The 22,430-nt window shown below is 75.4% G+C and carries 21 protein-coding genes; 10 read left to right on the top strand and 11 right to left on the bottom strand.

Going from position 1 to position 22,430, the window contains the following annotated elements; genetic code table 11:
* Nucleotides 1–17: 17 nt before the first annotated feature.
* Both F593_RS0111655 and F593_RS0111650 read right to left on the bottom strand, forming a co-directional pair.
* Nucleotides 18–1,154 (bottom strand): glycosyltransferase family 4 protein, encoded by a 1,137-nt coding sequence (locus F593_RS0111655; RefSeq protein WP_022928932.1) that lies wholly within the window; start codon nucleotides 1,152–1,154, stop codon nucleotides 18–20.
* Entirely contained in the window at nucleotides 1,154–2,242 is a 1,089-nt protein-coding gene (locus F593_RS0111650) for a glycosyltransferase family 4 protein (protein ID WP_028721629.1), read from the bottom strand. Before F593_RS0111650 ends, F593_RS0111655 begins: the two co-directional genes overlap by 1 nt.
* A gap of 98 nt (nucleotides 2,243–2,340) precedes the next feature.
* Between F593_RS0111650 and gmd the strand changes: the two genes are divergently transcribed.
* Together gmd and F593_RS0111640 are read left to right on the top strand one after the other, a co-directional pair.
* Nucleotides 2,341–3,306, top strand: a complete 966-nt coding sequence (gene gmd, locus F593_RS0111645; RefSeq protein WP_022928930.1) for a GDP-mannose 4,6-dehydratase — start codon at nucleotides 2,341–2,343, stop codon at nucleotides 3,304–3,306.
* An 85-nt stretch (nucleotides 3,307–3,391) separates the two neighbouring features.
* The gene (locus tag F593_RS0111640) at nucleotides 3,392–4,552 is read left to right on the top strand and encodes a glycosyltransferase family 4 protein (protein WP_022928929.1); all 1,161 of its coding nucleotides are present in this window, start codon (nucleotides 3,392–3,394) and stop codon (nucleotides 4,550–4,552) included.
* Here F593_RS0111640 and F593_RS0111635 read toward each other — a convergent pair.
* On the bottom strand, nucleotides 4,525–5,661 hold the full coding sequence (locus tag F593_RS0111635) for a glycosyltransferase family 4 protein (RefSeq protein WP_022928928.1): 1,137 nt from the start codon (nucleotides 5,659–5,661) through the stop codon (nucleotides 4,525–4,527). The genes F593_RS0111640 and F593_RS0111635 overlap by 28 nt on opposite strands.
* Before the next feature lie 4 nt (nucleotides 5,662–5,665).
* On the bottom strand, nucleotides 5,666–6,655 hold the full coding sequence (locus F593_RS0111630) for a GDP-mannose 4,6-dehydratase (protein ID WP_022928927.1): 990 nt from the start codon (nucleotides 6,653–6,655) through the stop codon (nucleotides 5,666–5,668).
* A gap of 271 nt (nucleotides 6,656–6,926) precedes the next feature.
* Here F593_RS0111630 and F593_RS0111625 point away from each other — a divergent pair, with 271 nt between their 5' ends.
* Together F593_RS0111625 and F593_RS0111620 are read left to right on the top strand one after the other, a co-directional pair.
* Nucleotides 6,927–7,832 (top strand): WecB/TagA/CpsF family glycosyltransferase, encoded by a 906-nt coding sequence (locus tag F593_RS0111625; protein WP_022928926.1) that lies wholly within the window; start codon nucleotides 6,927–6,929, stop codon nucleotides 7,830–7,832.
* 10 nt (nucleotides 7,833–7,842) lie between these two features.
* Nucleotides 7,843–9,129 carry a nucleotide sugar dehydrogenase gene (locus tag F593_RS0111620; RefSeq protein WP_022928925.1) on the top strand — a complete coding sequence of 429 codons (1,287 nt, stop codon included), beginning with the start codon at nucleotides 7,843–7,845 and terminating at the stop codon, nucleotides 9,127–9,129.
* A gap of 9 nt (nucleotides 9,130–9,138) precedes the next feature.
* On the opposite strand, the gene F593_RS24595 is transcribed toward F593_RS0111620, so the two are convergent.
* Nucleotides 9,139–9,549 (bottom strand): type II toxin-antitoxin system VapC family toxin, encoded by a 411-nt coding sequence (locus tag F593_RS24595; RefSeq protein WP_022928924.1) that lies wholly within the window; start codon nucleotides 9,547–9,549, stop codon nucleotides 9,139–9,141.
* Nucleotides 9,546–9,776: a FitA-like ribbon-helix-helix domain-containing protein gene (locus F593_RS0111610; RefSeq protein WP_022928923.1), complete on the bottom strand. Its 231-nt coding sequence runs from the start codon at nucleotides 9,774–9,776 to the stop codon at nucleotides 9,546–9,548. The genes F593_RS24595 and F593_RS0111610 overlap by 4 nt, the downstream gene beginning before the upstream one ends.
* A gap of 115 nt (nucleotides 9,777–9,891) precedes the next feature.
* Here F593_RS0111610 and F593_RS0111605 point away from each other — a divergent pair, with 115 nt between their 5' ends.
* Nucleotides 9,892–10,845, top strand: a complete 954-nt coding sequence (locus F593_RS0111605) for an NAD-dependent epimerase/dehydratase family protein (RefSeq protein ID WP_022928922.1) — start codon at nucleotides 9,892–9,894, stop codon at nucleotides 10,843–10,845.
* Nucleotides 10,846–10,919: 74 nt separating this feature from the next.
* A complete protein-coding gene (locus tag F593_RS0111600) occupies nucleotides 10,920–12,563 on the top strand; it encodes a hypothetical protein (protein WP_022928921.1) in 1,644 nt (547 codons plus the stop codon).
* Nucleotides 12,564–12,584: 21 nt separating this feature from the next.
* Here the strand turns inward: F593_RS0111600 and F593_RS0111595 are convergent, their stop codons facing one another.
* The 4 genes from F593_RS0111595 to F593_RS0111580 form a co-directional block, all read right to left on the bottom strand.
* Nucleotides 12,585–13,703, bottom strand: coding sequence for a hypothetical protein (locus F593_RS0111595; protein WP_157251750.1), 1,119 nt, complete (start codon nucleotides 13,701–13,703; stop codon nucleotides 12,585–12,587).
* Nucleotides 13,704–13,806: 103 nt separating this feature from the next.
* Nucleotides 13,807–14,814 (bottom strand): UDP-glucose 4-epimerase GalE, encoded by a 1,008-nt coding sequence (gene galE, locus F593_RS0111590; protein WP_022928919.1) that lies wholly within the window; start codon nucleotides 14,812–14,814, stop codon nucleotides 13,807–13,809.
* 108 nt (nucleotides 14,815–14,922) lie between these two features.
* Complete coding sequence (locus F593_RS24590; RefSeq protein ID WP_022928918.1) at nucleotides 14,923–16,044, bottom strand: glycosyltransferase family 4 protein; 1,122 nt, start codon at nucleotides 16,042–16,044, stop codon at nucleotides 14,923–14,925.
* Nucleotides 16,045–16,186: 142 nt separating this feature from the next.
* Nucleotides 16,187–16,636, bottom strand: coding sequence for a DUF6314 family protein (locus F593_RS0111580; RefSeq protein WP_022928917.1), 450 nt, complete (start codon nucleotides 16,634–16,636; stop codon nucleotides 16,187–16,189).
* A gap of 156 nt (nucleotides 16,637–16,792) precedes the next feature.
* On the opposite strand from F593_RS0111580, the gene F593_RS24585 reads away from it, so the two are divergent.
* The gene (locus tag F593_RS24585; protein ID WP_022928916.1) at nucleotides 16,793–17,731 is read left to right on the top strand and encodes a glycosyltransferase; all 939 of its coding nucleotides are present in this window, start codon (nucleotides 16,793–16,795) and stop codon (nucleotides 17,729–17,731) included.
* Between the two features lie 27 nt (nucleotides 17,732–17,758).
* Nucleotides 17,759–18,919, top strand: a complete 1,161-nt coding sequence (locus F593_RS0111570) for a glycosyltransferase family 4 protein (RefSeq protein WP_022928915.1) — start codon at nucleotides 17,759–17,761, stop codon at nucleotides 18,917–18,919.
* A 33-nt stretch (nucleotides 18,920–18,952) separates the two neighbouring features.
* Here the strand turns inward: F593_RS0111570 and F593_RS28265 are convergent, their stop codons facing one another.
* Nucleotides 18,953–19,732, bottom strand: a complete 780-nt coding sequence (locus tag F593_RS28265) for a glycosyltransferase family 2 protein (protein WP_022928914.1) — start codon at nucleotides 19,730–19,732, stop codon at nucleotides 18,953–18,955.
* A gap of 96 nt (nucleotides 19,733–19,828) precedes the next feature.
* On the opposite strand from F593_RS28265, the gene F593_RS24575 reads away from it, so the two are divergent.
* Together F593_RS24575 and F593_RS28260 are read left to right on the top strand one after the other, a co-directional pair.
* Nucleotides 19,829–21,214, top strand: coding sequence for a glycosyltransferase (locus F593_RS24575; RefSeq protein ID WP_022928913.1), 1,386 nt, complete (start codon nucleotides 19,829–19,831; stop codon nucleotides 21,212–21,214).
* Between the two features lie 74 nt (nucleotides 21,215–21,288).
* Nucleotides 21,289–22,365, top strand: coding sequence for a glycosyltransferase family 4 protein (locus F593_RS28260; protein WP_022928912.1), 1,077 nt, complete (start codon nucleotides 21,289–21,291; stop codon nucleotides 22,363–22,365).
* Nucleotides 22,366–22,430 lie beyond the last annotated feature (65 nt).

Below are 22,430 nucleotides of genomic sequence, written 5' to 3'. Positions count from 1 at the left end.
GCGCAGCGAGCGCGCCGTCAGCGCGCGGCCACGGCGCGGGCCCGGTCGTAGGCGGCGAGCGTGCCCTGCGCCGTGCGACGCCACGTCAGCTCTGCGACCCGCGCTCGGCCCCGCTCCCGCAGGTCGGCCGCCCACGCGTCGTCGTCCAGGATCCGGTTGACCGCGGCGGCGACCCCCGCGTGGTCCTCCGTGTCCACCACCGTGGCGGCGTCGCCCACCGCCTCGAGCAGCGCCGGGGTGGTCGACACGACGGTCGGCACCCCCCGCTGCATCGCCTCGAGCGCCGGCAGCCCGAACCCCTCGAGGCGCGACATCTGGACGTCGACCGCCGCCAGGTCGTAGAGGCCCTCGAGGTCGCGGTCGTCGACCCAGGACGGCAGGCGGACCCGGTCGGCGACGCCGAGCTCGGCCGCAAGCGCCTCGAGCTCGCGGCCGTGCCCGCCGTCGGCCCCTGGCGCCACGAGGACGACGTCGTCGGGGACCGACGGGAGCGCACGAATGACCGTCTCGAGGTTCTTGTGCGGTCGCTTCTGTCCCACGCTGAGCAGCACCCGACCGCGCTTGATGCCGAACCGGGCCCGAGCTTCGGCCGCCGGAGTGGCATCGGCACCCACGTCGATGCCCGCGCCGAGCAGCACGACGTCGATCTTGTCCGGCGCCACCCCCAACAGCCGCACGAGGTCGGCCGCCGTCGCCTGCGTGTCGGCGACCACGACGTCGGCCGCCCGCGCCGACAGCCACGTGAGGCTGCGCCACACGTTGGCGGCCACCGGGCTGAACCCGCTGAGCGCCGCGTGCTCGATCCACATGACGTCGTGGATCGTGGCGACGGTCGGCGTCCCGCCGACGAGCGGCACGAAGTTGGCGGGCCCGTGGACGACGTCGCACCCCGCGCGGCGCGCGAGGTCGGCCAGCGCCCCGAGCTGGGCGGGATAGAGCAGCTGCGGACGCGCGCTCGTCGTCCGCAGCCGGGTGATGCCGACCCGCGGGTGGGCCGCCAGCGCGGTCACCCACGCGGGAGCGTCCGCGGAGGCGACGAGGTGGAGCTCGAGGTCCTCGCGCTCCTGGAGCATCGCGGGGGCCAGCTCTCGGGCGTACCGACCGACGCCGCCGGCCTGCGGCCCGAACGCCAGCAGGTTGAGCGCGACGCGCATCAGTGACCCTCCGCCGCGGCGACGAGCATCGCGAGGGTGACCGCGGCCGTGCGCGCCCACGTGAACTCCGCCGCCCGGGCCCGGCCGCGCCGGCCGAAGTCCGCGGCGCGGTCCGGGTCGGCGAGCACCCCGGCCAACCCGTCGCGGATGGCCGCGACGGAACGCGGGTCGACCGTCACGGCCGCGTCGCCGGCGACCTCCGGCAGGCTCGAGACGTTCGACGTGATGACCGGCGTGCCGACGGCCATGGCCTCCAGCACCGGCAGTCCGAACCCCTCGTGGAACGAGGCGTAGACGAAGGCGTCGGCGGCGGCGTAGACCGCAGGCAGGTCGTCGTCCTCGACGAACCCGGTGACGTGCACGAGCTCGCCGGCGCCGTCGATCGCCCGGTCGATGTCCTCGTCCTGCCAGCCCCGGTGGCCGGCGACGACGAGCCGCCGGCCGTCGCGCACGGCCTCGGGCAGCCCGACGAACGCGTCGATCGCCCGTACGAGGTTCTTGCGGGGCTCGCGGGTCCCGACCGACAGCACGTAGCGGTCGGGCAGTCCCAGTCGGGCGATGACATCGGTCCGTGCCGCTGCACGGCGGGCGAAGGTCTGGTCCACGCCCAGCGGGGTGACGGTCGCGCGGGCCGCCGCCGACGGGAATCGTGCTGTGAGCTCGTGCTTCGTCGCCTCCGAGATGCAGGCGAACGTGGTGTTCCGGCGCAGGGCGAGTGGCAGCGTGGCCCGCTCCGCCAGCGCCCCGAGCGGCGGCGAGGTCTCGGGATCGAACGCCACGAGGTCGAAGACCGTCGCGACCGTCGGCACCGGGCTGGCGGCGGCAAGGAGGTACGACGCCGTGGAGAGCAGGGCGTCGCCATGCCGGGCGGAGCGGGCCGCGGCCAGGGCCCAGCCCGGATCGCGACCGGCCACCGTTCGCCAGCCGAAACGCGCGTCACGCTGCAGCGCGGTCCACGGCTCGCGCGCCAGCAGCTCGTATTCGTGGTCGTCGTCGCGCGCGGCCATCGCGATCAGGAGCTCGCGGATGTACCGGCCACGTCCGGCCGGCACCTCCGCTGCGGCGCGTGCGTCGATCACGAATCTCACGGCAGGCAGGCTAGTGGCCGCCCCGGGAGCACCGCGCCCGGGGGCCGCCTGGCGTTCCACGCCGCCGGGTTTCGCCCTCGTCCCCTAGTCTGCCCGTCATGCCGAAGCGCGCCCTCATCACCGGGATCACCGGCCAGGACGGCTCCTACCTCGCCGAGCTGTTGCTCGAGCAGGGGTACGAGGTCCACGGCATGGTCCGCCGAGCGTCGACGGAGAAGTTCGACCGCATCGAGCACCTGCGCGACAAGGTCACGCTGCACCAGGGCGACCTGCTCGACCAGCGCTCGCTCGTCGACACGATGCGCGCGGCGAACCCGGACGAGATCTACAACCTGGCCGCGATGAGCTTCGTCGGCCTGTCCTGGGTGCAGCCCACGCTGACGGCCGACTTCACCGGCGTCGGCGTCACCCGCGTGCTCGAGGCGATGCGCGAGGCCGCGCCCGAGGCACGCTTCTACCAGGCGTCCTCGTCGGAGATGTTCGGCAAGGTCCGCGAGGTCCCGCAGAACGAGGACACGCCGCTCTACCCGCGCTCGCCGTACGGCGTGGCGAAGGTCTACGGCCACTTCATCACCGTCAACTACCGCGAGTCCTACGGGCTGCACGCCACGTCGGGGATCCTCTTCAACCACGAGTCCCCGCGCCGTGGCCTGGAGTTCGTCACCCGCAAGATCACCTGGCACGCCGCCGCGATCAAGCTCGGCCAGCGCGACAAGCTCGCGCTGGGCAACCTCGACGCCAAGCGCGACTGGGGCTACGCCAAGGACTACGTCAAGGCGATGTGGCTGATGCTGCAGCAGGACAAGGCCGAGGACTACGTCATCGCCACCGGCCAGACCAACACGGTCCGTGAGTGCGTGCAGGTCGCCTTCGACGAGGCCGGCCTGGGCGACTGGGAGCAGTACGTCGAGATCGACCCGCAGTTCGTGCGCCCGGCCGAGGTCGACCTGCTCATCGGCGACCCGGCAAAGGCGAAGAAGGACCTCGGCTGGGTCCCGGAGACGAGCTTCGAGGAGCTCATCCGCCTCATGACCCGCGCCGACCTCGAGCTGCTCTCGAAGTAACGCCACGGCGCGGTCCCGCCCCCGGCCCGCTCGGCCGGGGCGGGCCCCCGCCCCGCCCGGGCGGAGCGAGCCGCGCCAGCACGCCATGCGCATCTGCCTCGTCTACGACTGCCTCTACCCCTGGACGGTGGGGGGCGGGGAGCGGTGGTACCGCGGCCTCGCGGAGCGGCTCGTGGCCGACGGCCACGACGTCACGTACCTGACGCTCACGCAGTGGGACCCGGGCGACGAGCCCGACATCCCCGGCGTCGCCGTCATCCCCGTCGGCCCGCGGATGGAGCTCTACGCCGACGGCAACCGCCGGATCGCCCCGCCGCTGCGCTTCGGCGCCGGCGTGCTCGCGCACCTGTTGCGCCACGGCCGGGACTACGACGTCGTCCACACCTCGTCGTTCCCGTACTTCTCGCTCCTGGCCGCCGAGGTCGCGCGGCCGATCGGCCGCTACGGCGTGACCGTCGACTGGTTCGAGGTCTGGAGCCTGGAGTACTGGCGCGGGTACCTCGGCCGGCTCGGTGGCCGCGTCGGGTGGACGGTGCAGCGGCTCTGCGCGTGGATGCCGCAGACAGCCTACGCCTTCAGCCGCCTCTACTCCCGCCGCCTCGGCGAGCTCGGCCTGCGCGGCGGCGTCACGTTCCTCACCGGCATGCACGGGGGGACGCTCGAGGCCGCCCCTCCCGCGCCGCCCGCCGACCCGCCGACGGTGGTCTACGCCGGCCGGATGATCCCGGAGAAGCGGGCCTGGCTCGTCGTCGACGCGATCGCGGCCGCCCGGGAGCGTGTCCCCGAGCTGCGGGGCCGGATCTTCGGGGCCGGGCCCGAGGCCGAGCGCGTCGCCGCGCGCATCGTCGAGCTGGGCCTGCAGGACGTCGTCGAGATGCCCGGGTTCGTCGACAACGCCGTGCTCGACGAGGCCATGCGCACCGCCACGTGCCTCGTGCAGCCGTCGTCGCGCGAGGGCTACGGGCTCGTCGTCGTCGAAGCCTCCGCCCACGGCGTGCCCGTCGTGGTGGTCGAGGGCGCCGACAACGCCGCGGTCGAGCTCGTCGACGAGGGCCGCAACGGCCACGTCGCCGCCGAGCCCACCGGCGAAGCCATCGGCGCCGCGATCGTCGCCTGCCACGCGGGCGGCGAGGGCCTCCGCGCCGCCACCCGGGCGTGGTACGCCGAGAACGCCGCGCGCCTCTCCATGGACGCGTCGCTGAGCGTCGTGTCCGCCGGCTACGCGCCGGCCAGCGCCCGCCCGTAGGCGTCCGCTGTCTGCCGCGCGGCGCGCTCCCACGAGAAGTCCCGGGCACGGAGCAGGCCGCGCTCGCCGAGGTCGCGGCGCAGCACCTCGTCGGCGGTCAGGCGCTCGATCGTCGTGCGGATGGCCCCGGTGTCGTCGGGGTCGAACAGCAGCGCCGCCCCGCCGGCGACCTCGGGCATGGACGCCCGGTCGGCGCACGCCCCCGCCACCCCGCGCGCCATCGCCTCGAGCACGGGCAGGCCGAAGCCCTCGTAGAACGACGGGAACACGTGCGCCACGCACAGGCGCCACAGGCCCTCCACGTCGGCGCGCGAGAGCCAGCCGGGGAACAGCACGTCGTCCCCCACGTTGCGCGCCGCGGCGCGCAGGAGCAGCGACGGCTCGTGCTCCGTGGCGTAGCCCGGCACGACGAGCAGCGGCCGGCGCTCGACCGGGATGCCCGCGAGCGCGTCGATCAGGCCCTCGACGTTCTTGTGCGGCCGCTTCGCCGCCATCGACAGGATCACGGGGCGATCGCCCAGCCCCAGCCGGCGGCGCAGGTCGTCCTCCGGCGTGGGCACGAAGCCTTCCCCCGGCAGCGTGGTGGCCAGGTGCACCACGTCGATCGTGTCCTCGGGCGTGCCGAGGATGCGGACCATGTCGTCCTTCGTCGCCTGCGAGTCGGCGACGATCCGCCGCGACGCGTGGACGGCGGCAGGCACAAGCACCCGCATGCCCAGGCCGCGCATGCCGAAGTGCGCGTCGGGCGCCACCGCGTAGTGCAGGTCGTGGACCGTGGTGACCTTCGGCGGGCCGCCGGCCAGGCGTCCCGGGCCGGTCGAGGCGAGGCTGTGGATCAGGTCGGCGCCGAGCTGCGTGGCCAGGCGGGGCACGTGGCGCTGCTCGCCCCAGATCCACTGCTTGCGGTCGCGGGCGTCGACGGGGGCGACCACGGACTCCACGACCCCGTTCCAGGGCGCAGCCTCGTCCGCGGCGGCGACGCGGTTGACGATCGCCACGGGCTCCACGCCGTCGAGCGCGGCGAGGCGCGGCAGCAGCTCGCGGGCGTAGACCTCCATGCCGCCCGTCTCGCCGGGAACGAGGTAGATCAGGTTGAGCGCGACGCGCACGGGATCAGGACCCGAGCCGCTCGAGGTCGGCGGCGACCATCTCGGCCACGAGCGCGTCGAACGTGTAGGCGGGGCGCCAGCCCAGGACCTCGCGGGCGCGGGTCGGGTCGCCCACGGGCGCCCAGCGCTCGGGCGGGCGCACGAACGCCGGGTTCACGACGACCCGGTCGCGGGGCTCCCCGGACTCCGTCGTCACGTGGCGCTCGACGCCGGCCGCGCGGAACGCCGCGTCGACCAGGTCGCCCACGGTGTGGGGCACGCCCGAGGCCAGCACGTAGTCGTCGGCCGTCTCGTGGCGCAGCGCGAGCACCATGCCCGCCACCACGTCCTTGGCGTGCGACCAGTCGCGCACGGCGCGCAGGTCGCCCAGCGTGATCTCGTCCGCCCGCCCGGTGGCGATCGCGGCCACCCCGGCCGTGACCTTGCGGGGCAGGAACCGCTCGGGCCGCCGGGGCGACTCGTGGTTGAAGGTGACGGCGGACACGAGGTGCCGGTCGTGGCGCTCGCGCAGCGTGCGGACCAGGCCGTGCGCGGCGAGCTTCGCCACGCCGTAGGGGCTCCGGGGGCGTGTCGCCGCCGACTCGTCCTGGGGGGAGACGCCGGCGTCGCCGAAGATCTCGCTCGAGCTCGCGACGAGCACCCGGGTGCCCTCGCGCGCGCCGGCCGCCGCCAGGAGCGCGGCCGTGCCGGTGACGATGGCCTGCGTCACCTCGGTCGGGTCGTCCCACGAGTCCGGCACGAACGTCGGCGCGGCGAGGTGGTAGATCTCGTCAGCGTCGGCGGTGGCGACCGTCCGGCGCACGGCGTCGGGGTCGCGCAGGTCGAGCGGCAGCAGCCGCACGTCGCCCGCCAGGTGCCCCAGGCCGGCGCGCTCCAGCGCCCCGTCCGTGGCGCGCACCGTGCCGACGACCTCGTCGCCGGCGGCGAGGAGGTGCTCGGCCAGGTACCCGCCGTCCTGGCCGGTCACGCCGGTGATCAGGACCCGGCGGGTCATCGGACGTCCCGGGACGGCTCGCGCAGCATCCCGGCGCAGGGTATCCGGACCCGCGACGACGCGGCCGGGGCGTGGGGCCGAAGCGCGTGGATCCTGCCCCCGGCACCGAACGCCCCCGGGGCCCGGCTTGCATCCGGACGTGCACCACACGTCGCGACGGAGACGCCCGGTAGCATTTCGCGGACGGCGCAACTTCTGCAGGAGCCACGGGTTCGTACCCGTTGAGCCGTAGAGACGGGATCGTCCCATCCCGCAGCGCCTCACCCCCACCATGCACGATCACGATCAGCAGGTCACTCGCGAGGACGTCCTCCTCGCACTCGCCACACCTCCTCCGCAGGTCGAGGTCGTCGGGATCCCGATGGCCCTCACGACCTACGAGCGCACCGTGTCGTGGATCGACGCGATGATCGCCACGCGCCGCCAGGGCTACGTCTGCGTCGCCGCGACGCACACCGTCATGGCCTGCCAGGAGGACCCCGAGCTGCGCGCCGCCGTGCTCGGCTCCTCCCTCACCGTCCCGGACGGCCAGCCGCTGGTCTGGGCGATGAACCTGCTCGGGCACGAGCAGCCCAACCGCGTCTACGGCCCCACGCTGATGGAGCGCCACTGCGCCCACGCGGCGGAGCACGGCACGCGGATCTACCTCTACGGCGGCCGCGACGGGGATGCGCTCGACACGCTCGCCGCCAACCTCCGGCGCCGGTTCCCGGGCCTGCAGATCGTCGGCGGCTGGTCGCCCCCGTTCCGCCCGCTCACGGAGCAGGAGGAGCAGGGCGTCGTCGACGAGATCAACGACTCCGGCGCGGACGTCGTGTGGGTCGGCATCGGCGTGCCGAAGCAGGAGAAGTGGATGGCCGCCATGCGGCCCCGCCTCGACGCCCCGGTGCTGATCGGCGTCGGCGCGGCGTTCGACTTCCACGCCGGCCTGGTGCCACAGGCCCCCGCCGTGCTGCAGGGCGCCGGCCTGGAATGGCTCTTCCGCCTGGTCCAGGAGCCCCGGCGCCTGTGGAAGCGCTACGCGCGCTACAACCCGCTCTTCGTGCTGCGCTTCGGCACGCAGCTGCTCCGCCAGCGGACGTCGGGCCAGCCCGTCGCCCCCGTGGTGCTCGACGGCCCGCCCCCGCGGTCGCCGCGAACCCTGCGTGGGCGCTCGGTCACCCACGCCGGGCGCTAGCCTCCCTCTCGTGGATCTCGACGTCGCCGTCGTCGGCATCGGGCGGGTGGGCCTCCCCCTCGCTCTTGCCTTCGCAAACCAGGGCCTACGCACCGTCGGCGTGGACAACAACGCGGAGATCGTCTCCGCCGTCCAGGACGGCCGCATGCCGTTCGAGGAGCCGGGGGCGGAGGAGATCCTCGAGCGCGTCCAGGGCGACGGGTCGTTCCGCGTCACCGGCGACGTCGCCGAGGCCGCCCGGGCCAAGCACATCGTCCTGACGCTCGGCACGCCGTCCTTCAGCCACATCGAGATCGACGTCGGCCAGATCCGCAGCGTCCTCGACGACCTGCTCCCGCACCTGCGCGAGGGGCACTGCATCGTCCTGCGCTCGACGATCGCCCCGGGCACGACCGAGTTCGTCGCGGGCTACCTCGAGATGCACCGCGGGTTCACCGTCGGACGCGACCTCTTCGTGGCGCACGTGCCCGAGCGGATCGCCGCCTCGCGGTTCTTCGCAGAGATCAGCACCCTGCCGTGCATCGTCGGCGGCTACGGCGAAGGCTCCGGCGAGGTCGCCGCCGAGCCGTTCCGCGCCCTCGGCGCCCCGATCGTGCAGACCAGCCCGATCGAGGCCGAGCTGGCCAAGATCTGGACCAACATCCTCCGCTACACGATGTTCGCGCTGCCGAACCGGCTGATGATGGAGTGCGAGCAGTACGGCGCCAACGTCTTCGAGGTCATCGACCTCATCAACCGGGACTACCCGCGCGGCGGGATGAAGCTCCCCGGCATGACCGCCGGCACGTGCCTGCGCAAGGACTTCACGTTCTCCGAGGAGCGCTCCCCCGCCCCCGGCATGCTGCTCGCCGTCTCGCGGGTGAACGAGTCCGTCCCCCTGTTCCTCGTCGACGGCCTGAAGCGCCGTCTCGACAACGGCACGCTCCGCGGGCGCAAGATCGCCGTCCTCGGCCTGGCGTTCAAGGGCGACACGGACGACGAGCGCGACTCGCTGAGCTTCAAGCTCATGCGCCTGCTCGAACGCGAGCTGGCCCTCGTCGCCGCGCACGACCCGCACAGCCCGTCCTCGACGCTCACCCTCGCGGAGTCCGTCGCCGACGCCGACGCGATCGTGCTGGCGACGAACCACTCCGCGTGGAAGGACCCGGCCGTCCTGGCCCGGATCGCGGACCTCGCAGCCCCCGGCGCGGTGCTCGCGGACCCGTGGAACTGCTTCGGGCAGGACACGGTGTTCGGCGTCGCGAGCGAGCTGGCCGACGCCGGCGCCGCGGCGCACGCGCCTGGCGCGACCGTCTAGGTGTAGGTCCTAGCGGGCGCGCCCGGCGCCGAGGCGCACGACCTCGACACCGGCGAACCGCTCGGCCACGGTCGCCAGGCCCTCGTCCTTGGTGGCCAACGGCTCCCCCAACGACTCGGCCAGGGCGACGAACAACGCGTCCGCGACGGTCGCGTTCTCGCGCAGGCTCCATGCGCGGCTCCGGAGCGGCAGCGACGGATAGTGATCGATCGCCAGGTCGCCGAAGTCGGCCACGGCCCCGGCCAGGCGATCCTCCGACGCGTCACCCCTCAGGGCCAGGCGCCGCAGCACCGCGACGACCTCGAACGTGAGCACGTCGGGTGCGGCGGCGGGACCGGCTTCGAGCAGAGCGGTGGCCTGGGGTGCCGCCCCGGACCCGAGCAGCAGGTCCACGACCACCGACGTGTCGAAGACGGTCACTCGCCGTGCTCGCGCAGCGCGCGCACCGTGTCCTCCGACGGCTCGGAGGGCTGTACCACCCCGCGCGCCGCGACCCGGGCGGCCAGCTCGGCGGCCGTCGGACGCGAAGCCGCGCGGCCGAGCACGTCCCGGGCGTAGTCCGAGAGCGAGACCCCGGCCGCCGCCGCCCGTGCCCGGAGTGCCCGGTGAACGTCGTCGGGTACGTCTCGGATCTGAACGGTCGCCATGGAGATAAGGGTTGCATGCACTTTGGAGGTTGTCCATGCACGTTGCATGCCCGTGTCCTCCGCCGCGCCGCGGCAGCAGGGCGTCCTGCCCGCGTCGGCCGATACGCTGGCCGCAATGTCTCGCGTTCTCGTCACGGGCGGTGCCGGCACCATCGGCGCCGCCGTCGTCCGCCGTCTCCTTCGCGACCCCCGCTTCGAGGTGCGGGTGTCGGATCAGCGCGACGCGCCGGACTGGATGCGCGAGGGGTGCGAGATCCACCAGGGCGACCTGCGCGAGCGCGACGAGGCCAAGCGCGCCATGACGGGCTGCACCCACGTCATCCACCTGGCGGCGATCGTCGGCGGCATCGGCAACTTCCACAAGCTGCCCTACACGCTGACCGACGTGAACTCGTCCCTCTACAACAGCGTGATGGGCGCCGCGATCGAGCTCGGCGTCGAGCGCTTCACCTACGTGTCGAGCTCGATGGTGTTCGAGAACACCACGGAGTTCCCCACGAAGGAGGAGCACGTCGACCGCGTGCCCACGCCGACGTCGGCCTACGGGTTCTCCAAGCTCACGGGCGAGATCCAGATCAAGGCCGCCTACCAGGAGCACGGGCTGCCCTACACGATCGTGCGCCCGTTCAACGCCTACGGCCCGGGCGAGATGCCCGAGGACGAGCCGGGCATCGCGCACATGGTCCCTGACGTCATCCGCAAGGTCCTGGCCCTGCCCCAGGGCGCGCCGCTGCCGATCTTCGGCCAGGGCGACCAGACGCGCACGCTGACCCACGTGCAGGACATCGCCGACGGCATCGTCACCGCCACGGGCCACGAGGCGGCGCTGAACGAGGACTTCAACATCTCCGCCGGCGACGAGCGCACCATCGCCGACGTCTGCCACGTCATCTGGGAGCAGTGCGGCCGGACGGACGAGCTCGTCTTCGAGCACCTGCCGACGTTTGACGTCGACGTGCAGCGTCGCTGGCCCGACGTGTCGAAGGCCAAGCGCCTGCTGGACTGGGAGTCGCAGATTCCGCTGGACAAGGGCATCGCGGACACGGTCGCCTGGCTCCGGACCGTCTGAGCGCCATCGGGGTCCCGCCGACACGCCCGGGGGCGCCGCCCGCCGGCCCCCGCGATGCGGCCCGTGCCCGGACGGTGACCCGCGTCGCCGCCGTCGCCGCGTGGGTCGGCGCGGCCGTGCTGCTCGCCGCGGTGCTCTTCCGCCTGCCGGACACCGTGCGGGCGATGCACTCCAACGCCGACCTCGCCGCGCCGCTGGCGATGGCGCACCTGCTCGCCGACCTCCCGAACTCGGCGGCCGTCACCGGCAACTACGGCTGGTGGAACGGGCTGTGGGTGGTCCAGCTGCTGCGGCCGCTGCCCGGCGACACGCTCCTGGCCAGCTACCTGCCGTTGGCGGTCACGATGCTCGCCGTCGGCGCACTGACGCTCCAGGCGCGGAGGCTGTTCGGGACGACGGCGGCCGTCGCCGTCCCCGCCGTGGCCCTCGCGGTCGGTCCCAACACCTGGGTCATGAACGCCGCCTGGTCCGGTCGGGCCCCGAGCTGGTGGGCGATGGTCGCCGTCGGGCTCGTGCTCGTCGCCCACGCCGGCCGGGTCGGCACCCCGGCCTCCAAGCGGCTCTGGCTGGCCACGGGAGCAGCCGTCCTCTGGGGCGGCGCCGCCCTGTCCGGCGACGCGCTGGCGTGGACGTCGGTCGTGGCCCCGGCGGCCGGCGTGGCCGCCGTCGCGCTCCTGCGCCGGCAGTGGCGTCAGGCCGCCGTGGCGCTCGGCGTCGCCGCCGGGGTCGCCGTCTCGAGCATCGCGTTCCGGGCGCTCGCCGAACACCAGGGGTACTTCCAGCGCCCGAGCCCCGTGTCGCTGACGCCCTTCGACGAGGCCCAGGCCGGCGCGGGCAACGTCGTCGTCGGCCTCCAGGAGGTCTGGCGCGGCCCGCTGAACAGCGCCGCCGGGGCCACGAGCGGCTACCTCGGGCTGCTGCTCGTCGTCGTCGCGGTGGCGGCCGGGGTCGTGTACCTGCTCGGCGGAACAAGCCGGTCCGGCGAATCGGCATCGGACGCGGACGCGACGGCGGCGGGGTCGACCGCAGCCGCCGCGTCGTCGAAGGACGCAGCCCGTGTCGCCTGGGCCACGTTCTGGACGGGGGTAGCGGTCGCCGGGACGGTGGCGTTCGCGTTCTCGCCGGCGTCGATGGTCAACGGCCTGCCCGTGGCGCGCTACCTGTACGGCGTCCCGTTCGCGGCCGGCGCGCTGATCGCCCTGCTCGCCGGACGGAGAGGGCGCCCTGCCCTCGTCCTGGTGCCGACGCTGGCGTTGGCGCTCGTCGCCGCTCTGGGCATCGCCCGTCAGGCGCCACCGCGCACCCCGGAGGCCCGGGTCGCCACGCTCGATCCGATCCTCGCCGTCGCGCGTCAGGAGCGGGTGACCCGCGGCTACGCCTCGTACTGGACGGCCTACCCGACGACGGTGCGCTCGGGCTTCCGCCTGCAGATCGACCCCGTCGGCACCTGCCCTGCCTCGAACGGCCAGCTGCTGTGCCCGATGTACCTGCACTACGTCGACCGTGCGTACGAGCCGCAGCCGGGGATCCGCTCGTTCCTGCTCGTCGACACCAGTCACCCCGGAGGCGGCGACTGGGTGGGGCAGGCGCCGGCCACGCCGACGCCCGTGGCGCGCCACACCGTCGCGCCGGGGATCGAGATGCTGATCTACGACCACGACCTGGCCGCCGACCTCGTGCCCGTCACGAGCGCCGGGGACGCGCTGCAGCACCGCTAGGCGGTGGTGCAGCGCGTGGGGCTAGCGGCCGACGCGCACGGTCGTGTTCTTCGATGCGGCCGCGTGCGTCGCAGTCGCGGCGTAGGTGGCCCGGACGCTCAGCTTCCGGACGCCCGCCGGCACGGTGAACGTCGCCACCGCGTGGCCACGCCGCACCTGCACCGAACGGGTTCGCACGAAGCGCGGCCCGCCGGCCCGACGGCTCACCCGCAGCCGGACGCGCCCGCCAGCGTCGCGCGGAAGCGCGACCACGAGCCGAACGCGGCGGCCGGAGGCCCCGCGACGGCGCGCCAGCGTGCGGCCGGTGACCGCCAGGGTCGTCGCCTTCCTCGCCGGTCCGGCTGCCGGAGGCTCGACGGCCGGCGGCGTGTCTCGCGGCGGCGCGGGACACGCCGGCGTCACAGCGGTGCCGAACTTCCCCGCATTCGCGGGCGAGCCGTTTCCGGCCGCGTCCTCCAGCCAGATGGACAGGGCGGACTCGACCCCGTTGCACGTTCCCGGTGCTGGCCCGAGCGGCGGGGCGGTCTCGGACAGCGCGAACGGGCTGGTGGTGGCGACGCCCTCGACGCACACCGGTGCGGGCACGATCGGCGAACCGAACCAGCCGCGACAGTACCGCCAGTGGGCCCGGGCGATCGGGGCGCCGCGGTCGGGGGCGTCGGTCCAGTTGGCCATACCACCGGTGTGCCAAACGGTCGGCGCGCCGGGCGCCGAGCGGTCGACGAGGAGTCGATGGGGGACCGTCGCCTCCGGCCCCGGCCCCTGAGCATCCCGCAGCGCCACGCTGAACCCGGAGTAGGTGCCCTCGCGTGCCAGCGGGATCTCCGCGCGCCCGTCCTGGTCGCTCGTGCCCGACAGGTTGAGGAAGTAGTCCTCGCCTGCCGGGCTGAACGTCACCTTCCAGTCGGCTTCCGTCCCAGCGGGCGCGCCGCCAGGAACGGTCCAGGTCGCCACGGCGGTGTCCGCGGAGGTCGCGCTCTCGGCAGGGCTGACGGCGAGGTTGGCCGGCGCCGGCGGGGCGGCCGCTGCCGGAGCCGCCGCCGCGCCGAGGGCGGCCAACGTTCCGAGCAGGGTGAGCGCCCGGACGAGGCGACCTTCACGCGGGCTCGGCCAGGGCGGACGGAACAGGTGTACACGCATGCGCGCAAAATAGGTGCCGGCCCCGGTCCTGTCGAGCACCGACGCCCGATGTCCGACGGCGCGTGGCCGGCGGTGCTCGAACGGCCGCGGCAGCGGCCGGCGCTCAGGCCCGCGCGGCGTCCTGCCGTACCTCGCGCTCCCGGGCCTCCGGGGTGTTCCAGGCCGCCCAGGCGCCCTCGACCATCGCTCGCAGGTCGGTGCCGGGCTTCCAGCCGAAGTCCTCCTCGATGCGCCGCGCCGAGCCGACGATGCGGGCCGGGTCGCCGCCGCGGCGCGGGGCGGTGTCGTAGCCCAGCGCGTCCTCGCCCACGACCGCGAGGATGGTCTCGACGATCTGGCGCACCGAGACGCCCTCGCCCCGACCGACGTTGTAGCTCGGGGCGAGCTCCCGGCCCTCGTCGAGTAGCACGGCCGCGCGCAGGTGCGCCTCGGCCAGGTCGGCCACGTCGACGTAGTCGCGCACGCACGAGCCGTCGGGCGTGGGGTAGTCGTCGCCGAAGACCTTCGGGCGCTCGCCGCGCGAGAGGGCACGGAAGACGAGCGGGAACAGGTTGTACGGGCTGTGGTCGACGATCCGGTCGCTGCCGGAGCCGACGACGTTGAAGTACCGCAGCGAGGTGTGGCGCAGCGACGGGCGCGCGCGGGCCTGGTCGCGGATGAGCCACTCGCCGATGAGCTTGGACTCGCCGTACGGGCTCTCCGGGCGCTGCGGAGAGTCCTCCGTGACGATCTCGCCCTCCATCGTCCCGTAGGTCGCCGAGCTCGAGGAGAAGACGAGCCGGTCGACGTCACGCTCCGCCATCTGCCGCAGCAGCACCCGCGTGCCCTCGACGTTGGCCCGGTAGAAGTCGAGCGGCGCGTTGACCGACTCGCCCGCGTACTTCAGGCCCGCCAGGTGGATCACACCTTCGACGGGCTGCGCCTCGAACGCGGCGGCCACCGCGGCCGCGTCCTCGATCCGCCCCTCGTGCACGACGACATCGTCCGGGACGAACTCGCGGAACCCGGACGACAGGTCGTCGAGCACCACCACCTCGCGATCGGCCGCGCGGAACGCCTCGACGATGTGGGACCCGATGTAGCCGGCACCGCCGGTGAGAAGCCACGCCATGGCGCCGAGTCTAGGCGGCGTCCCTGGGCGCCGCCTGTGAGGTCCACGAATGCCCGCCGATGAGGACTCCGGGCGCCGCCTCGGCCGCCGGTGCGGCAGCCGGACGGCTCAGCCGGGGTCGACGCTCGCGTACAGGGCGCCCAGGCGCTCCGCGACGCGGGCGGGTTCCGTCAGCGCCAGGGCCCGCAGGCGCCCACGCTCGCCCGCCGCGGCGTCGCCCCCCAGGCGGTCCCACGCCGCGGCCAGCGCCACGGGATCGCCCGGGGCGACCCGCGCCTCGTCCGGCACGAGCTCGCGCAGCGCGCCGACGTCGGACGCCACGACGGGCAGGCCGCGCAGCAGCGCCTCGGCGGCCGCCAGGCCGAACGTCTCGTGCGCGAGCGACGGCACGAGCTCGAGCGCCGCGCGACCCCGCAGGGCGTCGAGGCCGGCGCGGTCCAGCCGCCCCGCGAACGAGACCTGCGGCAGGTCGGCCGCCGAGGCCCGGAGCTCGTCCTCCAGGGGGCCGGAGTTCGCGATCACCAGCGGCCGGCCGTTCAGGCGCGAGGCCGCGATCGCCACCGCCGTGCCCTTCTCCGGCGCGAGGCGGCCCACGACGACCGCGGGACCGGCCGGGTCGGGCGTCAGCCGGGCGCCGGCCGCGACGGGGTGGGGCAGCACGTGGGTGCGGTCGTCCGGCAGGCCGGCGCCCAGGGCGGCCAGGCGCTCGAGCGCCGCGGTGCTGGGTACCGCGATCGCGTCCGCCCCCGCGATCAGCGGCCGCCGCTGCAGGGTCAGCCCGGCGGCGTAGACGACGCTCTCCGCCAGGCCGCCCCGACAGTTGTGGCGCACGCCGGGGCGGGTGTCGCCCGCGTGGCAGGCGGTGCAGTCGTGCCCGTCGCGGACGCAGGTGGCCACGGAACAGACCAGCCGGTAGTTGTGGAGCTGCAGGACGACGCGGGCGCCGGCCTCGCGGGCGGCCCGCAGCGCGCGGGCGCCGAACGTGGGGTGCAGGTTGTGCGCGTGGACGATCCGAGCGCCGGTGCGCCGGACCTCGCGGGCCACCTCGTCCGGGTCGAGCCCGCCGCGCAGCAGCCCCGCGGCGGCGCGGCGGGCGCCGACGGCGGACGAGTCGCGCTCGAGCAGCGCCGTCTCCTCGCCCAGCCGCTCCTCCGTCAGGCGCCGCAGGCCGGCGATCGCGGCCTCCTCGCCACCCAGCGTGCGGTAGCGGTGGTGCAGGTGGAGGATCACGCCGCCGCCCCGCCCCGGCGCAGCCCGGCCGTCCCGGCCCCGCGCATCCGCACCGCTCCGCCCCGGCGCCGACCCGCCGCGCTGCCCGGCCGCGAGCCCGCGGGCCCGCTGCGGTGGTGACCCCGCACCCCGGCGGCCCCGCTCATCGGGTGTACCGCGTGAGGATCGTGTGGTCCTTGCGGGGACCCGTCACGCGCCACGAGACGACCAGCAGCCCCGGCCCCTCGACCCGCACCCAGCCGGCGTAGTGGTCTTCGCCGCACGGGTGGTCGACGGGGCACGCGCCGGCGCGCAGGTCGAGCGGGTGAAACGGCCGGCCGTCGTCGAAGCGGACCTCCCACCGTCCCTCCGCGCCGTCGGGCCCGGGCACGACGGCCATGGTCCGCGTGGCGGTGCCCTCGAACCCGCCGAGCTGGAGCGTGCCGCGCTCGACCCACGAGAGCCCGTCGCCGTCGAGCGCGAACGTCGCCGTGCCGACGTAGCGCCCGTCAGTGCCGGCCAGCGCGTCGTGAACCTCGCGGTCGATCTGCCACGTTCCGGGCAGGAACGCGCGGGGATCGTCCACCGCGATCGTGGGGGTGGGCACGGCCATCCCGCGGAGCGTACGCGGACGGGGGCGGGCCGCGGTCGCCGGGGAAGGGCCGGGGCAGGCCGGGTCGCCGTCGCCGGGGCAGGTCCGGACCGCCGCCGGGTGCTCCTCGCGGGCGGGCCCGGCCGCCGCGGGGCGTGCGCCTATGTTCTACGGGTCGTGTCCGGCCCCGCACCCCAGCCCTCCGTCTCCGTCGTCGTCCCCACGAAGGACGGCGCGCGGTACCTGCCCGAGCTGCTCGCCGCCCTCGCGCGGCAGGCCCCCGCGCACGAGGTGCTCGTCGTGGACTCCGGCTCGCGCGACGGCACCGTCGGGATCGCGCGCGCCGCCGGGGCGCGGGTCGTCGAGATCCCGCCCGCGTCGTTCGGCCACGGCCGCACCCGCAACCTCGCGGCGGAGACGGCGACGGGCGAGATCCTCTGCTTCCTCACCCAGGACGCCACGCCCGTCGAGGGGTGGCTCGAGGCCGTGCTACAGGCCTTCGCCGCCGACGAGCGGATCGGCGCGGTCTACGGCCCGCACCTGCCCCGCCCCGACACGTCGCCGATGGTGGCGCGCGAGCTGCAGGAGTTCTTCGCCGGCTTCTCCCCCACGGGCGGCCTGACGGTGCAGGGGCCGCGCGACCCGCCGTTCCTCTCGAACGTCAACGCCGCCTACCGCCGCGCGTGCTGGCAGGCCGTCCGGTTCCGCGACGTCGCCTACGCGGAGGACCAAGCGTTCGGGGCCGACCTGCTGGCCGCGGGCTGGCACAAGGCCTACGCCCCGGACGCCGGGGTGCTGCACGCCCACGACTACGGGCCCGTGGGCTTCGCGCGGCGCTGGTTCGACGAGTACCGCGGGCTGCGCACCGCCACGGGTTGGGTCGAGCCGTTCCGCCCGAAGGCGGCGCTCGGCGCGACGCTGCGCCTGACCCGCCGGGACCTCGCCTGGATGCGGGAGCACGGCTACGGGCGAGCCGCGCGCTGGCGCTGGGGCATCCGGGCGGTCGTCCACCACGCCAGCCGGCGGGTGTTCGCGCCGCTGGGCTCGCGGGCCGCGCGGCTGCCCGCGCCCGTGCGCCGCGTGCTCTCGCTCGAGCGGCGGGGCGACGGGCGCTGAGCGCCACGGCCCGCGATGATGGGGGCCATGTCGCGGCTCCGCACGTTGCTCCGTCTCCCGTCGCCGCCGCTCGACGTCCGGATCCCGTCCGGCCTGCTCGAGGTGCAGCGCGACGGGCCCGCCCCGCTTGTCCCGGGTCCCGTCGGCGATTCGCTCGACGTGGCGTTCGTCGTCCCGTCGTTCCGCCAGGTCAGCGGCGGCCACACGACGATCAGCCAGGCCGTCCGCGCGCTCGAGGCCCGCGGCGTGCGCTGCTCGATCTGGCTGCTCGACGACGACGCCCGCAGCGGCGGCGGCTCCGACGAGGCGCTCGTCGAGCGGTTCCGTCGGACGTTCGGCGCGATCCGCGGGGCCGTGCACGCGGGCTTCGCAGGGTGGACCGGCGCCGACGTCCTGGTGGCGACCGCCTGGCAGACGGTCCCGCAGGCGCTGCTGCTGCCCGGCGTCAAGGCCCGCGCCTACTTCGTGCAGGACCACGAGGCCGAGTTCTACGCCACGTCCGCCGAGCGCGAGTGGGCGGCGTGGACCTACCGCCAGGGCCTGCACCCCATCGTCGCCTCGCCGTGGCTGGCCGACCTGCTGCGCCGCGACTACGGCGCGGAGAGCACGACGTTCGACATCGGCGTCGACCACGCCACGTACCGCCCGCAGCAGGCCGAGCGCGACGGCGACCTCGTGCTCTTCTACGCCCGCGCCTCGACGCCCCGACGCGGCGTGCCCCTCGGGCTGGCCGCACTCGAGGAGCTCCACCGCCGCCGTCCCCGCACCCGCATCGCGCTCTTCGGCGAGGCGCAGCGCATCCGCACCCCGTTCCCGCACGAGCACCTGGGGGTGCTCGGCCGCGAGGAGCTCGCCGACCGCTACGCCCGCGCCGGCGCGGGGCTCGTCCTCTCGCTGACCAACCCGTCGCTGATCCCCCACGAGATGCTGGCCTGCGGGCTGCCGTGCGCCGACCTGGCGAGTACGAGCAGCGTCGCGGCGTTCGGGCCCGACACCCCGGTGCTGCTCGCCCCGCCGACGCCCCCGGGCCTCGCGGACGGGCTGGCCCGCCTGCTCGACGACCCCGACGAGCGGGCGCGACGCTCCCGCGCGGGGCTCGCGACCGTCGCCCCCCTGACGTGGGAGCGCACGGGCGAGCAGGTCGAGTCGGGCCTGCGCCGCGCGCTCGAGGTCGCGGGGACCGCCTAGACCGCGGCCGCCGATCGAGGCCGCGCGACCCGCCTAGATCCGGCGGGTGACGTGCGTGTAGAGCGCGTCGTACAGCCGGCGCTGGCGGGGGCGCAGGTTCTTGGCCACGTACGCCGCCACGGAGTCGGGCATGTGCACGTCGCGGTCGGCGACGACGCCGCCGACGTGGGCGACGGAGACCGTCGGGTCGTAGACGACGCGCCCGCCCGCGCGGCGCAGCTGCAGGCAGAGGTCCTCCTCCTCCTTGAAGAGGAAGAAGCGCTCGTCGAACCCGCCGACCGCCGCGAACGCCGAGCGTCGGACGAGCAGGAACGCGCCCGCCACCCAGGCCACGTCCGTCGGCGCGGTGCGGGGCTGCCAGTGTGCGTGCCCGGCGCCGTTGGCCACGTGTGCGCGCACGCCCTTGGACTCGCCGTGGTCCCAGCGCTGCGGCGTGCCGTCCTCCGTGCGCAGCAGCGGGCCGGCCGCCGCGACCGCCGGGTCCTCCAGGTGCCGGAGCAGACCCGCCACCACGCCGGGCCGGTCGACCGTCACGTCGGGGTTGACGCAGAGGATCGTCCGCGAGTCCGTGCGGGCGGCCAGCTCGTCGTGCCCGCCCCCGAACCCGCGGTTGCGGTCGCTCACGTGGACGTGCACCCGGCCGGCCCAGTCGCGGCGGATCGCCGCCAGGTCGTCGCCCGACGCGTTCTCGAGCACGTGGACCTCGAACGACGCGGGGCCGCGCTCGAGCTCGTCCAGCAGGCCCGGGAGCAGCCGGGCGACGTGGTCCTGCGTGCGGAAGTTGACGATCTGGACGACGAGGTCCGGGGACATGGCGGCCTGGCGGTCGGCGGGGCTGAGCGCGCCGAAGGCTAGCGGCGGGCCCGCGCGCCGGACCGCGTGCGTCGAGGTCTCGTAGGCTGCACCGTCGTGCCCTCGCCACCGGCCACCCCGACGCCGAGCGATCCCGGCCGCCCGCTGCGGGTGTGCGTCGTCGCCGAGTTCTACCCGCGCGCCGACGACCCGGTGCTGGGGATCTGGGCCCACAAGCAGGCGATCGCGGCCCGCGACGCGGGCTGCGAGGTGCACGTGCTCGTGCTGCACCGGCCCGTCCCGCCCAAGGCCACCCGGCCCGGGGACGTCGTGCGCACGCTGCGGCGGATGCGCGCCCAGCCGCGCGAGACCGTCCTCGACGGCATCCCCGTCACCTACGTGCGGTTCCACTCGCCTCCGCGCGGGCGCTCCTACGGGTCGTGGGGTCGCTGGGCCGCCCTGCCGCTCGCCCGCGCGCTCCGCCGCCTGCGGCGCACGTTCCCCTTCGACGTCATCCACGCCCACAACGCCGTGCCGGCCGGCGACGCGGTGCGGCGCGCGGGCCGGGCGACGGCGGGCGTCCCCCTGCTCGTCTCGGTCCACGGCGGCGACGTCTACTACACCGCCCGCCGCTCCGCCGCGGGCGAGCGGGCCGTCCGCGACGCGTTCGGGGCCTCGGCGCTCGTGCTCGCCAACTCGGCCGGCACGGCCGACCGCTGCGTCGAGCTGGGCGCGGAGCGCACCCGCGTCGTCCGCCTGGGCACCGACCTGCCCGACGCCGACGCGGTGCACCGCTGGCACGCCGGGCGCGACTGGCGCACCCCGCCGTCGGCCGCCGACGCCGGGCGCCGGGCGCGCGGGCGCTGGGGTTCCGGCCACGTCCTGCGCCCCGTCGCGTCCGAGGCGCCCGAGCCGCGGCTCGTGACCGTCGCCCACGTCGTGCCGCGCAAGCGCCACGAGGACGTCATCCGCGCGCTCTGGGTGCTGCGGGACCGCCACCCCGCGGTGCGCTACCGCGTGATCGGCGACGGCCCCGAGCGCCCGGCGCTCGAGCGGCTGGCGGCCGAGCTCGGCGTCGATGACCGCGTGGAGTGGCGCGGGCAGCTCCCGCACGGCGAGGCGCTCGACGTCTCCCGGCAGGCCGACCTCTTCGTGATGCCGTCCGTCGACGAGGCGTTCGGCGTGGCGTACGTCGAGGCGATGGCCGCCGCGATTCCCGCGATCGCCGCCCTCGGCGAGCCGGGCCCCGAGGACATCGCCGCCGCCGGCGAGGGCATCGTGCTCGTCCCCCCGGGCGACGTCTCCGCGCTCGCGCAGGCCATCGACGGGTTGCTCACCGACCCGACCCGGCGGCGCTCCCTGGGCCTCGCGGCCCGGCGCACGGTGGCGGAGTCCTTCACGTGGGAGCGCTGCGGACGCCAGACGCTGCGGGCCTACAGCGGCGTCGTGCACGGCGGGCAGAGCGACCTCGTGCGCGACGCCGCGGCGTCCTCCGGCCGCTGACCGGGAGCGCCCGCGCAGGCCGGCCGGCCTGCGCCCGGAGCGGCGCCCCTCCGGGCGGGTGACATGATCTCCCCGTGGCCGTCTCCCGCTCCGAGCGCCCGATCCTCCTCGTCACCTCGCGGGTGCCGCCCGAGCGGGTCGGCGCGCTGCAGGCCCTGGCCGAGATCGCCCCGGTCGAGGTCGCCATCTTCGAGGGCCGCGACCACCACTTCACGGAGTCCGTCGACGACCCCGGGGTCCCGACCCACCGGGTCAGCCAGCGCGGTGCCGCCCGGCTCGCGGCCCGCAAGGACCACTGGCGGGCCGTCGTGGCGGGCACCGCGGGGCGGATCGCGCTCCCCGGCGCCTGGCGTGCCGCGCGGATGGCCGGGACGCCGTTCGTGCTCTGGAGCGCCATGTGGCACGAGCCCACGACGCCCGCGTTCATCGTCGCGCGGCCGCTGCTGCGCCGGATCGTCCGCGACGCCGACGCGATCGCCACCTACGGGCCGCACGTCTCGGCCCACGTCCGCGCGCTCGGCGGGCGTCGCGTGCACGTCGCGCCCCAAGCTGTCGACCCCGCCGTGTGGATCGACCCGATCGCCACCCCGCGCGACCCCGCCGCGCCGTTCCGCGTGCTCTACGTGGGCCGGGACGCCCCGGGCAAGGGCCTCGAGATCCTGCTCGTGGCGTGGCGGCAGACGAACCTCTTCGAGGCGGTAGGTGCCGAGCTGACGCTGCTGGGCCCCGAGTCGGCCTCGGACGCGGGACTCCCCGGCGTGCGGGCGCTCGGCCCCGTCCCGCACGACGAGGTCCGGGAGTGGCTGGACTGCAGCGACGTGCTCTGCATGCCGTCCGAGCGCACCTCGTCGTTCGTCGAGCCCTGGGGCCTCGTCTGCAACGAGGCGTTCCACCGCGGCGTGCCGGTCGTCGCCACGGACGCCGTGGGCGCCGCGGCCGGCGGTCTGATCCGCGACGGACGCAACGGACGGGTCGTCCCCGCGACGCACCCCGTCGAGCTGGCACGTGCCCTGACGGACCTCGCGGTGCGTCCCGGCGCGGCGCGCGCGCTGGGCGAGGCCGGACGCCGCGACGTCGCCCCGTTCACCTTCCCGGCCTGGGCGGCCGGCATCGTCGCCGCCGTCGAGGACGCCGAGCGCCACGCGCGCTGAGCGTCGCCGCGCCCGGCGCCGGGACGCCTGCGCGGGACCGCCGCCGGGCCGCCGGGGCCCGCCGC

Source organism: Patulibacter americanus DSM 16676, assembly GCF_000420025.1.
GTDB classification, from domain to species: domain Bacteria; phylum Actinomycetota; class Thermoleophilia; order Solirubrobacterales; family Solirubrobacteraceae; genus Patulibacter; species Patulibacter americanus.
The sequence above is the reverse complement of the archived record's forward strand: the minus strand, read 5'-3'. Positions and strand labels throughout refer to the sequence as shown.